Origin of the sequence: Shewanella sp. SG41-4 (assembly GCF_014164505.1) — a bacterium.
Taxonomy (GTDB): Bacteria; Pseudomonadota; Gammaproteobacteria; order Enterobacterales; family Shewanellaceae; genus Shewanella.
This window is the reverse complement of record NZ_JACJFI010000130.1, coordinates 1-11,427: the sequence shown is the minus strand read 5'-3', so window position 1 is coordinate 11,427 and position 11,427 is coordinate 1. Positions and strand designations below refer to the sequence as shown.

The 11,427-nt window shown below is 39.2% G+C and carries 13 protein-coding genes and 1 pseudogene; 6 read left to right on the top strand and 8 right to left on the bottom strand.

The features are described from left to right. Window positions 1–137: 137 nt before the first annotated feature. The 3 genes from H5202_RS12780 to H5202_RS12770 all read right to left on the bottom strand — a co-directional run bounded on the left by H5202_RS12780 (window position 138) and on the right by H5202_RS12770 (window position 2,680). Window positions 138–1,076: an SPFH domain-containing protein gene (locus H5202_RS12780; RefSeq protein WP_011638836.1), complete on the bottom strand. Its 939-nt coding sequence runs from the start codon at window positions 1,074–1,076 to the stop codon at window positions 138–140. Then, window positions 1,076–2,005, bottom strand: a complete 930-nt coding sequence (locus H5202_RS12775; RefSeq protein ID WP_102036612.1) for an SPFH domain-containing protein — start codon at window positions 2,003–2,005, stop codon at window positions 1,076–1,078. Before H5202_RS12775 ends, H5202_RS12780 begins: the two co-directional genes overlap by 1 nt. A gap of 213 nt (window positions 2,006–2,218) precedes the next feature. Continuing rightward, window positions 2,219–2,680, bottom strand: coding sequence for an NfeD family protein (locus tag H5202_RS12770; protein ID WP_011638838.1), 462 nt, complete (start codon window positions 2,678–2,680; stop codon window positions 2,219–2,221). A 491-nt stretch (window positions 2,681–3,171) separates the two neighbouring features. On the opposite strand from H5202_RS12770, the gene H5202_RS12765 reads away from it, so the two are divergent. Then, window positions 3,172–3,924 (top strand): outer membrane protein OmpK, encoded by a 753-nt coding sequence (locus tag H5202_RS12765; RefSeq protein ID WP_182751604.1) that lies wholly within the window; start codon window positions 3,172–3,174, stop codon window positions 3,922–3,924. A 186-nt stretch (window positions 3,925–4,110) separates the two neighbouring features. Here the strand turns inward: H5202_RS12765 and udp are convergent, their stop codons facing one another. Beyond that, a complete protein-coding gene (gene udp, locus H5202_RS12760) occupies window positions 4,111–4,869 on the bottom strand; it encodes a uridine phosphorylase (protein WP_182772406.1) in 759 nt (252 codons plus the stop codon). A gap of 441 nt (window positions 4,870–5,310) precedes the next feature. On the opposite strand from udp, the gene H5202_RS12755 reads away from it, so the two are divergent. Then, window positions 5,311–5,532: a YdcH family protein gene (locus H5202_RS12755; protein WP_182772405.1), complete on the top strand. Its 222-nt coding sequence runs from the start codon at window positions 5,311–5,313 to the stop codon at window positions 5,530–5,532. Between the two features lie 62 nt (window positions 5,533–5,594). Here the strand turns inward: H5202_RS12755 and H5202_RS12750 are convergent, their stop codons facing one another. Continuing rightward, window positions 5,595–6,770, bottom strand: coding sequence for a type III PLP-dependent enzyme (locus H5202_RS12750; protein WP_182772404.1), 1,176 nt, complete (start codon window positions 6,768–6,770; stop codon window positions 5,595–5,597). Between the two features lie 358 nt (window positions 6,771–7,128). Between H5202_RS12750 and H5202_RS12745 the strand changes: the two genes are divergently transcribed. The 3 genes from H5202_RS12745 (at window position 7,129) to H5202_RS12735 (ending at window position 8,817) form a co-directional block, all read left to right on the top strand. Next, entirely contained in the window at window positions 7,129–7,962 is an 834-nt protein-coding gene (locus H5202_RS12745) for a mechanosensitive ion channel family protein (protein ID WP_182772403.1), read from the top strand. A 247-nt stretch (window positions 7,963–8,209) separates the two neighbouring features. Next, complete coding sequence (locus tag H5202_RS12740; protein WP_182772402.1) at window positions 8,210–8,626, top strand: hypothetical protein; 417 nt, start codon at window positions 8,210–8,212, stop codon at window positions 8,624–8,626. Next, window positions 8,623–8,817: a helix-turn-helix transcriptional regulator gene (locus H5202_RS12735; protein ID WP_182772401.1), complete on the top strand. Its 195-nt coding sequence runs from the start codon at window positions 8,623–8,625 to the stop codon at window positions 8,815–8,817. Before H5202_RS12740 ends, H5202_RS12735 begins: the two co-directional genes overlap by 4 nt. A gap of 85 nt (window positions 8,818–8,902) precedes the next feature. Here the strand turns inward: H5202_RS12735 and H5202_RS12730 are convergent. Further along, window positions 8,903–9,779: pseudogene (locus tag H5202_RS12730) on the bottom strand (radical SAM protein). 157 nt (window positions 9,780–9,936) lie between these two features. Between H5202_RS12730 and H5202_RS12725 the strand changes: the two are divergent. Further along, window positions 9,937–10,194 (top strand): hypothetical protein, encoded by a 258-nt coding sequence (locus H5202_RS12725; RefSeq protein WP_011638916.1) that lies wholly within the window; start codon window positions 9,937–9,939, stop codon window positions 10,192–10,194. 69 nt (window positions 10,195–10,263) lie between these two features. Here H5202_RS12725 and H5202_RS12720 read toward each other — a convergent pair whose 3' ends face one another. Further along, entirely contained in the window at window positions 10,264–10,923 is a 660-nt protein-coding gene (locus H5202_RS12720) for a thiopurine S-methyltransferase (RefSeq protein ID WP_182772400.1), read from the bottom strand. A gap of 98 nt (window positions 10,924–11,021) precedes the next feature. Next, window positions 11,022–11,369, bottom strand: coding sequence for a hypothetical protein (locus H5202_RS12715; RefSeq protein WP_182772399.1), 348 nt, complete (start codon window positions 11,367–11,369; stop codon window positions 11,022–11,024). Window positions 11,370–11,427: the final 58 nt, after the last annotated feature.

Below are 11,427 nucleotides of genomic sequence, written 5' to 3'. Positions count from 1 at the left end.
GGCAAAAGCGGTAAAAGCGGTAAAAGCATAATTAAAACAGACAGCAGCGGTAAAAACATTAAAAAAGGTTAGCGAAATCGCTAACCTTTTTTATGTAATGTTCGTCACATGGTGGCGTGACATAGCAGTATTAACGATTATTTTTTATCGTCTTTTAAGCCAATACTTTGCATCCAGTATTCAAAATTAACTAGATTACCCGGTAACACAATACGGCTATCAGGTTTACTCAAACCATCTAACTGCTTCATATATTGCTCACCAAGTTGCATACGCAATGCACTTTGACCACCTTCAGATGAAATAACTACCGCTAATCGTTCTATCGACTCAGCAGTTGCTTTAGCTAAAGTGAGAATTTCTTGAGCTTTACCTTCGGCCTCATTAATGCGGCGCTGCATTTCACCTTCAGAGCGGTTAATGGTTTCTGCCATCACACCTTCTGAGCGATTAATTTTGCTCTGCTTGTCACCTTCACTTTTTGCTAGTAACGCCCGACGTTCACGCTCGGCATTCACCTGCATTTCCATGGCGTTTTTAACTGTTTCTGGTGGGGTAATATTTTTAATCTCGTAACGATGCACTCGAATGCCCCACATAGAACCAGCTTCATCGAGAACTTCAACCACTTTGGCTGATATCACATCACGCTCTTCAAAAGTACGATCTAAATCTAAGGTACCAATCACAGAACGTGTCGTAGTTTGAGCGAGTTGAATAGCAGCATAACGGTAATCGGTAATACCATAACTGGCTTTAACGGGATCGGTAACCGAAATATAAATCACCCCATCCACTTCAACATTAACTTCATCACTGGAGAAACATTCTTGTGGCGGTACATCAATAGTTTCTTCTTTTAAGTCGTGGATATAAGCCACTTTATCAAGGAAGGGGATCAGTGCATGGAAGCCTGCATCTAAGGTGCTGTGATACTTACCTAAACGTTCAACAATGTAAGCCGACTTGGTCGGTACAAGACAAATAGACTGGAATAATTTCAGTACAAAAATGGCAAAAATAACGCCCCAGATAGCCATCACAATCAAATCAGTATCAATTCCGTTAATCAACATTAGCGTGCTCCTTTTGCTGATGAGTTTGATACGGCATGAGTCACTTGCTCCATACCTTCAAAAAAGCCTTCTAGCTTGGCCATTTCCGCTGGCACAACAGAAACTTGAGCTTCAGATAAAATTTTGCCCACTTGGCCAATAAATTGTTCTTTAAGTAACATGTTCATAGCGTCATTGCCGCCATTCACTGTTAATGCTTTGCAGATCATTTCCATGCCTTCAGCTTTCGCGTTAGCAATAATGGAAATTTCTTGCCCTGTACCTAAAGCCTCGTTAATACGCTTTTGTTTTTGACCTTCAGATAAATTAATCGCTTCTTGACGTTCACCTTGCGACATATTGATCATTGCAGCTTTTTCAGCATTCGCTAACGTGATTTCAGCACGCTTACGGCGTTCTGCTTCCATTTGTTTTTCAAGGGTGTGAATAACCTTCATTGAAGGCGAGATATTTTTAATCTCATAACGTAATACTTTGATCCCCCAAGGATCTGAGGCTTTATCAATTTCACGCACAATGGATTCATTCAAACTGTCACGCTCAGAAAACGTTTGCGACAAAGTTAGCTTACCAATTTCAGAACGCATGGTTGTTTGCGCTAAGTTAACCGCTGCACGGCGATAATTTTCAATACCATAGCTGGCAAGCTTGCCGTCCATCACCTTAAGGTAAACTAAACCGTCAACTTCCAATTGGGTGTTATCTTTTGAAATACAGCTTTGCGGTGGCACATCTAATACTTCTTCACGAGTGTCGTGGCGATAAGCAACCCGATCGACAAAAGGGACAAGAAAATGAAACCCTGGCTGGAGCACGGTACGAAACTTACCCAAACGCTCAATAACATGCACTTCACGCATTGGCACAATTAACATGAGTTTGAACAAAATAAACATTACAAATAAAAAAACGATTGTTAACACAAACATATCTACTCCCTTTTAATCTGACTTTCCTAGATAACACTTAACGACAATCGCAACACGACGACTTCGACACAATATTTACAAAACAATAATTGCGAAACTACAATTACGACACAATATTCATATCTTAATAAACTGAATTTATGACACTTAAGTACTCGATAACCTCAACTCACAGTAACAACTCACGGCAACAAAAGCTTATCAACTAAATCGCTATACAGAATCAATAATCGGTTCAACAACAAAAGCTATATTATCCCGACAAATGATCCTGACTTTGGTGCCTTTTTTTATCACAGTACCATCACCTAAAGCAGTCCAATCAGTACCCAAACAGCTAATTCGACCGGTTTTTTGACCAGGGCCAATGGCTTGTTTAACGATAGCGACTTGATTATAGAGATCCGCCTCTTCATCAGTATTGTCGACATGAGAATCGCCGCCCACTAAACGCTGGGTCACATGACGAAAACTCAGTAATAACACCATTGAAGCCATAAACCATAATGTCAGACTTTGTACCAAGCCATCAATAATGCCAACAGCTTGTGCTGATGCGACAATAACGCAAGCCGCACCTAATAAAATAACGATACCACCCGGAATGATAATCTCCGAGATCATCAATAACAGCCCAAGCACTAGCCAGACTGCAATCGGATTTGAAAGCTCCATATTCTCCCCCATAAATGAGAATGTCCGTAAATTCACTATAACAGCTTTATTTATTATTGCGACATATTATGTCAAAGCGTTGTTACGAACAGTAAACGGGACAAACTAATTCATCAACTTACCATTACCGCAAGAATGTGTATCGCTAATAATGAGTATTCCTATCAAAACCTATATTGCTGCAAAGTGACGTCTTATTTATCACCATAGTGATATTCGTTAAAATGAGATAACAGCGCCAATCAAACACTTTATGTGTTGCATCACACTAGCAGTGTTAATACCTGCCATAAGATTATATTGATGATGAAAACAATGAAATCTGTACATTCTAGTCGGTTTTAATTGTGCTCTTTCAAAATATTGAATATATTGCGCCCCATTGTGCACGATTGGGAATAATAGGTCACAGATTTAGCCTCGATCGCTATAAACTTACCTTTAAACTGTCAAAATTGACGTATCTGATCATTTTACTAACCGGAAGAAAAATGAAAAAAATCTGCCTTTTAGCCACACTTGTACTCTCACAAAATGTTTTTGCTGACGATATAGTCCAATGGTGGGATGTTAGCGCAACTGTCTTGCATGGCGAAAACTATGACTTAGCACCATCAGAAAGACAAACTACCATCACCTTAGAAACAGCCGGTGGTTGGAAGTATGGTGATTGGTTTGCATTCCAGGACTTTATTAATTTCAATGGTAATAATAACGGTGTTGATAGCACGACTTATGGCGAAATATCTCCCCGCTTTAGTGCTAGCAAAATATTGGGCCAACCAGTGAGCTTTGGTGCGATAAAAGATGTCTCTTTAGCGTTAACTTACGAAGAAGGCGAAGGCCCAGTTAACAGCATGCTTTATGGTATTGGTGTGGACCTTGACGTGCCATTTTTTAGCTACTTACAACTGAACACTTACCGTCGTGATGCAATAAGCAGTGGTAATATCAGTGATGGTTGGCAATTTACGCCAGTATTTAGAATCGACATGCCAGTGGGCAATGCCAATATTATTTTTGATGGTTTTATTGATTGGGTATTCTCTGCCGACAACAACGGCTACGACGAAAACCTGCACATCAATCCACAAATAAAGTATGACTTAGGTAAAACATTGTTTGGTGATCACAAACAAAACAAACTGTTAGTGGGTTTTGAATATGATTACTGGCAAAGTAAATACGGTGTTGCGGGTATCGACCAAAATACCTATTCAATTATTGCGCAGTACCATTTCTAATTTATACCGCTATTGATATAAATTAGATAACAAAAAAGGTGCCTAGGCACCTTTTTTAATGATTACATTTCAACACTAATTGTTTTGAGACAATTTGTTTTGCGCAATCAGTTTTAACACCATCAGCCTTAACACAATCTGTTTTTACACAATATCTTGTTTTGACGTGATGGTTAAAACGTTAGCTTAATCTAACAATTTTTTCGCTGCTGCTACAACAATAGACACTGCACTTACTTCAGTCTTCTTCATTGTCGCTTCATCAGGGATCTCTTGCTGTGTGCGGTTTACAATAACACCGGCAACACATGCTGCACGCCAACCTTGAGTTGCACACATTGTAAATAGCGTAGCTGATTCCATTTCATAGTTCAGCACACCCATTGACTGCCACTCTTTCATAGAGCCAACATAACGCTGAGTAATGCGACCAGAAACAGTATCGTAACGCTCTTGACCTGGATAGAAAGTGTCAGAAGAAGCAGTAATACCAATGTGCGGCTCTAAACCAGCGTCACGACAAGCTGCAACCATAGCAGTGGTACATTCAAAGTCTGCTGCTGCTGGGAACTCAAGCGGTGCAAAGTGTAAGCTTGCGCCATCTAAACGCACAGAAGCTTGAGTCACAATCACATCACCCACGTTTACGTGCGGTTGGATTGCGCCAGTTGTACCTACGCGTAAGAAAGTTCTCACACCTAATTGTGCTAATTCTTCAACCGCAATAGAAGTTGATGGTCCACCGATACCGGTTGAACAAACAACCACGGCTTTGCCATCGACATAAGCTAAGTAGCTTGTGTATTCACGATGGCTCGCTAAGAACGTTGCGTTGTCCATTAGCTCAGCAATACGCTTAACACGCTCTGGATCACCAGGAACGATTGCTAAGGTAGCGCCATCTAACATTTTTTTAGTTAATCCTAAGTGAAATACATCGGACATTGTGAAAACCCCTTTCAGTTTTGAATATTAAATTCTTATAACCCAGACTTTAACCTAGTCTTTAGGCGGATAAGGTTAACTTGATCACATATAAATTCATAATAGTTAATATTCTTTCGTTAAATTATTACTAACATATGTCCAAAACCCACCAAATACACTGATTTCAGCATAGTTAAAGGTCGATAAAACAACAAATATCTTATCTCGCCTAACAATCATTAACGTGATTTACATCAAGTTAACCTCGCAAAAATGGTTTTAGGCTGAAGGTAAGCGTAACCAATGAGCATAAAGTTAATCAGTATTAGATTCAACACATCTCATTTTTCAAACTGTATTTGGTGCTGAAGTAAGCATCATTGTTATTGGAATAACATCTTGTTAATGCAAAGTGAAATGAGCCCTAAATCTACTGACACAACTTACAAGGAGTAACTTATGTTTCCAGAGTACCGAGATTTGATAACTAAACTTAAAGCCACTGATAAGCACTTTATCAAAAAATTTAATGAACACAATGAACTCGATGAGCAAATAACCGCACTAGAAAAGCGCAGTAGCAGTGATGTAACTAGCGAATTAAAACTAATGAAAAGCACGAGATTACATCTTAAAGAACAAATATTGGAAATTTTAAAAAGCCATCAAGCGGACGCTTAGCGACACATAAAAATAAAGGACGCTAGTGCGTCCTTTATGATGTCGTCAAGCTACACAATCAATTAAAGGTAATAATCTTTAAGTGGTGGGAAGCCGTTAAAACTAACTGCTGAATAAGTCGTAGTGTAAGCACCAGCGGTTAACCAGTACAGACGGTCACCAATGGCTAAATCAACCGGTAAACCATAGCTATAGTGCTCATACATAATATCGGCACTGTCACAGGTTGGGCCAGCAATAACACACTTATCTAACTCACCTTTACGCTCAGTATAGATTGGGAATTTAATTGCTTCGTCCATGGTTTCAATTAAACCAGAGAACTTACCCACATCAGTAAATACCCAGCGCTCTAATGCAGTGTGTGATTTACGCGAAATCAATACTACTTCAGAAACCAACACCCCGGCATTTGAAAGCAATGAACGACCAGGCTCTAGAATAATCTCTGGTAATTCGTCACCGAAATCTTCTTCTAGGAAATGCTTAATCTGCTGAGCATAAACACCTAGCTCATTCGTTTTATCCATATAGTTGGCAGGAAAACCACCCCCTAAATTGATCATCTTCAGCACAATGCCGTGTTCTTCTTTTAAACGGTCGTAAATGCTTTTCACTTTACCGATGGCAGAATCCCACGCACCGATATCACGTTGTTGCGAACCTACATGGAAAGAAATGCCATGCGGTTGTAAGCCTAACTCTTTTGCCAATACTAATAAGTCGTACGCCATTTCATTTTGGCAACCAAACTTACGTGACAAAGGCCAGTCGGCCGTGTGTGTGCCTTCAGTTAAAATACGCAAGTACACTTTTGAACCAGGTGCTTCTTCAGCAATCATTCGTAAATCGGCTTCAGAATCTGAAGCAAACATACGTACGCCTTGTTCAAAGAATGATCGTACATCGACACGTTTTTTAATGGTGTTACCGTAGCTAATACGGTCAGCAGAAACACCTATCGACGTGACCATTTCAAGTTCGTAAATAGATGCAATATCAAAGTTCGAACCTTTGTCTCGTAACAAGGTTAAAATTTCTTTGGCCGGATTTGCCTTAACTGCATAATAGATATTTGCGAAAGGAAAATTGTTAACCATATCATCGTATTGTTTCGCAACGATTTGGGTGTCAATAACTACAAATGGCGTTGGCTTATCTTTAGCAAATGCCTCGATGCGGTCAAACGTGTCCTTGTCATAATAATCTGCAACATCAATCGATTGAAATTGGCTCATTAGGCCAGTGCCTCCTGTAAGTAGGGCGATAAAAGTGTCATTACGGATCTGTAAAAACATGCGCAGTAAACGATATTTTTAATCAATACGCAACGAATTTTTATGCAAAAAGTATACTTTTTTATTCTTCGAGAAATATCAATAACACCCAACGTATTACCAGCTTAATTCACTGCGTTATTGATTGGTTTCAGCAACTAGAAAGTATAGACATTTACAACAAAAATGCCCATAACGCCGTTAAAAATATTTTCACATTGATGGTAATTAACAGCCACCTCAGATTTACACCTTATAGTAAAAAGTTGTTATCATCCAATTTGATAACCACTTAATGTGCTTCAATAAGGAACATAAAATGAACGAACCCAGTTTAGATCAAGAGCTTCAACAACTGCAAAATGTCTATAGTGTCATCACTGAGTTTGTTGTTGAGTACAGCTTTCAAATTGCTGGTGCGATTATTATTTTCTTATTGGGACTTTGGGTAGCAAGCAAAGCGGCCAATGTTGTCGCGGCTCAACTGAAAAAACATAACATCGATATTACCCTCAGTAACTTTGCCTCCAACTTGGTTAAAATCATCATTATTGTGATGGTTGCAGTTATCTGTTTAGGCAAATTGGGGATTAGTGTAACGCCAATGGTGGCCGCTATTGGCGCGGCTTCACTCGGAGCTGGCTTGGCATTACAAGGAATGTTATCTAATTACGCTGCCGGTATTACCATTATTGTCACCCGCCCTTTTGTGGTCGGAAATACCATTGAAATTAAAGGTGTTAGCGGTGTGGTTGAAACCATTAAACTGGGCCAAACCATGTTAACCAATGAAGAAGGCGAACAAATCAGTATCCCCAATAAGCATATTGTCGGCGAAATATTGCATAATTCATTTGCTTATAAACTGGTTGAAAACAAAATTAACATTGATTACCAAGCTGATGCCGATCAGGTTATCCAGTTAATTAATGGCGTACTCGCCGCTTCACCGGCAATTTATCAAGACAAAAAACCATTAGTCGGCATCAATGGATTTAATACTGTAGGTATAGAAGTTGGCGTGCGTTACTGGGTACCAACACAACGTTACTATGAAGAAAAATACCAAACCAATTTAAACATCATTAAGTCACTTTCGGCAGCAAACATTGTCATCCCTTGCCCAGTAAAAGAAATTCACTTACAACGCTAGTATTTACAGTGCTAACGTTAAAATCCCGTTTAGACCCTTCATCAACTTCACCTTGCTCTGATCTTGAATTTCTCAAGTGATGGGGCAAGGCCATCTACTAAGCCATTTATCTTACTATTGTTAAACCTGCTATTTATTTAACATCAAAAAGTAAAGCTCACTTGACAAACATTCCTCTGTTACTGTAACTTAAAGTAAAGCCTAGTTGACATAATGACAACTAAACATGACCAAGGGAATATTGATTATGTCTCCAATAACACACAATCAAGACTGGAAAAATACCAACAAACACAATACCGCTCGTTTAGCAAAATGGACCTTGGCGTGGGTGATAAGTATGGCCGTCGCTAACTTTGGTCCACAATTTATTTGGCAGCAAGATTTAATCACTATAATGGCCATTAGCATTAATTTTATGATGGGTATCGGGATGATTTTAGCCAATAAACGCCAATTGCTTGGCTTAGATGAATTGCAGCAAAAAATTCAATTAAATGCGATGGGACTCAGTCTGGGAGTGGGGTTAATTGTTGGCTTGAGCTACTCAAATTTGGACACAACAAACTTAATAGCAGGTCACGCTGAAATTTCTCATTTGGTGATCATTATGGGACTAACCTATTTAATCGGTATTATTTTAGGTCATAGGAAGTACCAATGAAAAATCGCCTAAAAGTACTCAGGGCAGAGCAAGGCCTGACCCAAGCACAATTAGCAGATTTACTTGATGTATCTCGGCAAACCGTTAACGCGATCGAAACCGGTAAGTTTGATCCTAGTTTGCCATTAGCCTTCAAAGCCGCTCGTTTATTCAAGCTACCTATTGAAAGTATCTTTGAAGACGAGCAATAAAGCCAAGGCTGTCACTAAGCAGAAAAACACTGACAAGTTAATTCATCGATGTAATTAAACTGGCTAATATTAATTGTAAACGTCGTTACAAGCCCCGTTGCCATTCTTGTCGCAATGGGATCATTCCGTGTAATGCTTGCTCAACTTGGCCAACTAATACTGACTTATCTTTGCCTAAAATACCTTTTAGCACTAGGTAGTTCGAAGCATGATCTGAGCGAAAAATGGTTTTATCCAACTCAAGATGACTCAATAAGGTGTGCATTTCTGTCAATAAACCGCTTTGATCGGGTAACGTAAACTGACCGTCAAAAACACTGTCCATGCGCTCAGTTCCCAGCGGTAATGTCACCACTAGTGTTGATAAATAATCGGGCTGAGCCGCATTCATTAATTGAGCTGAGGCTATCGCATGTTGACGAGAGAGCTGTACACCACCTAATCCCATTAAAATCATCACTGATGATTTTATGCCTGCTTGGCTAATCTTCTGTAGCGCAGCTAAAGATGAGGCAAACGATTCACCTTTTTTAATGCGTCCAAGCACTTCATCATCACCGCTTTCACAGCCAATATATAAAATGGACAAACTCATTTCACGTAATTGTGTCAGTTGCTCGACCGTTTTATTGATAAGGTTACGTGGTAAACAATAACTGCTGATCCGAGTGACATGTGGCAAATGAGTATTAATTAATTCGCAAATAGCTTTTAAACGATTAAACGGTAATGTCATTGCATCACCATCGGCTAAAAACACACGACTAAATGGATAACCAGATGCGGCGGCAGTCATTATGTCATCTTCAATTTTATCGAGTTTTTGTGCTCTAAACTGTTTTTGTGGCTGAGTATACATGTGAAAAACTGCACTGATTCCAGCTACAACCATTGGAAACCTGCAAAATTAACGACTTCCCCTCTGAAGGAGGACGAAATACGGGTTCAATGTAATTAAGCATCCGAGTGTCCTAATTGATCAAAATGTGAGTTAGCTAACAAAACTTTGGATCTTTTTCATACAAAAGTTGTTCAAAACACTATCATCCAAAAGTATTGTTGTTATAGTAATGTTGTAAAAAATAAACAAACAATTCAACAGACTTAGGTAAAAAGGTTATGACTCAAGTTGCGTACCAAATAAACGATCGACGTGACAAAGATGTAATTCATCACGATGAGCATTGGAATTTAACCACAGCAGACCAAAAACTCGCACTTTATGACTTACATCGTTATGGTTATCGATTATTGTTTGTTCGTCATATGCTTAAAGGGCCAGTGGCAGTCATAAGTCAACAAGATGATATTGCAGCGATTTACGCCGACGGTGAAGTCGATTTAAGACCTTTAATAACCCTCAGAGAATCTCACTAAAGCCCTTGAAAAGCGGTTACGCGTTATAAAAAAAACCTACAGATGTTATCGGTAGGTTTTAGCGTCGCTTTATGGTTTTCGAGTCAACTTATAAACAGCTTCATTAAGCCAAGGCACATGTTTATTCATAAATCTCGGATTGTCTGCCAGCACATCAACACACTCTAATAATTCGACGTTAAAATACGGTGTTAAATAGCTTTTAACCCAATCTGGGCTAACTGCAAATGGCGGCCCTTTTAGCGTTTCTTGTAGGTAATCAAGAGTGATTAATAAACCACTTACATTGGCCGGTATAAGTGCAGCGAGAGCTTTTACATACAGTTGGCGCATTTCTTCTGGCCACGCAATGAGGGCAGCACGATCGTAAAAACCACTAATCGACGCGGTTGCACTTTTGGGGAGAGTAAAAATATCACCTTGATATAAGGTCACTTGATCGGCAGAAAATACCACATGTTCGTCGGTATGAGTGACTTGATAAGTAAGATCATTGTCCTTAAAAAATTGTTCAACCGCGAGGGTATTGAGTTCACATCCCAGCACAGTATGACGCTGCTCGGCCAAATAAAACATATCCAACGATTTACCACATAGAGGAACGAATACCTCAGTGTTTTCATTCAAACCAATATGCGACCAATATTTTACTAAAAAAGGGTTCACTTGGTTTTGGTGAAAACCAATTTGTTGTAACTGCCATTTTTCATGCCAAAAGCTGGGTTCCATGATGCTATTCTTCAGTCAAGTTGCTAATGAGATGCAGGCTACTTTAAAGACTAAAAAAAATGGATGCAACCTCCCTTGATAATTTGGCATTCAACTTACTAGGCTTTACCGTCTAGAGTTATTTGTACTTGCCTTAACCAACGACAGTTTTCACATTGGCACTTTCTACGCGACATATGATGCGGGCTTAAATTTGAGTCGATGTAATCGACCGCGATTAATAATTGTTGCTTTAATTGGTCAACCGACTTCATCTCAAGCGCAACCATTTCATCGTTATGATTAATCCACAAACACTCCTCCCCCTGATGACAGGTTATGCATTGCTCATCACTTTGATTAAAAAACACTGCATGGGGACAATGGGTAACTTCCATTGATTGTAAAATTCGTTGCCGAGGAAAATTAAACAACTGAATTAAATCAGCTTTATTTATATTATGCATATAACCTCTCATAAAAATGTTAATTAACTATTACAGCCATAGTACCTAGTGTTGATTG

Coding starts and splice junctions, on each gene's coding strand:
- H5202_RS12780 (WP_011638836.1), bottom strand. CDS start 1,076: ATGTTGATTAACGGAATTGATACTGATTTGATTGTGATGGCTATCTGG.
- H5202_RS12775 (WP_102036612.1), bottom strand. CDS start 2,005: ATGTTTGTGTTAACAATCGTTTTTTTATTTGTAATGTTTATTTTGTTC.
- H5202_RS12770 (WP_011638838.1), bottom strand. CDS start 2,680: ATGGAGCTTTCAAATCCGATTGCAGTCTGGCTAGTGCTTGGGCTGTTA.
- H5202_RS12765 (WP_182751604.1), top strand. CDS start 3,172: ATGAAAAAAATCTGCCTTTTAGCCACACTTGTACTCTCACAAAATGTT.
- udp (WP_182772406.1), bottom strand. CDS start 4,869: ATGTCCGATGTATTTCACTTAGGATTAACTAAAAAAATGTTAGATGGC.
- H5202_RS12755 (WP_182772405.1), top strand. CDS start 5,311: ATGTTTCCAGAGTACCGAGATTTGATAACTAAACTTAAAGCCACTGAT.
- H5202_RS12750 (WP_182772404.1), bottom strand. CDS start 6,770: ATGAGCCAATTTCAATCGATTGATGTTGCAGATTATTATGACAAGGAC.
- H5202_RS12745 (WP_182772403.1), top strand. CDS start 7,129: ATGAACGAACCCAGTTTAGATCAAGAGCTTCAACAACTGCAAAATGTC.
- H5202_RS12740 (WP_182772402.1), top strand. CDS start 8,210: ATGTCTCCAATAACACACAATCAAGACTGGAAAAATACCAACAAACAC.
- H5202_RS12735 (WP_182772401.1), top strand. CDS start 8,623: ATGAAAAATCGCCTAAAAGTACTCAGGGCAGAGCAAGGCCTGACCCAA.
- H5202_RS12725 (WP_011638916.1), top strand. CDS start 9,937: ATGACTCAAGTTGCGTACCAAATAAACGATCGACGTGACAAAGATGTA.
- H5202_RS12720 (WP_182772400.1), bottom strand. CDS start 10,923: ATGGAACCCAGCTTTTGGCATGAAAAATGGCAGTTACAACAAATTGGT.
- H5202_RS12715 (WP_182772399.1), bottom strand. CDS start 11,369: ATGCATAATATAAATAAAGCTGATTTAATTCAGTTGTTTAATTTTCCT.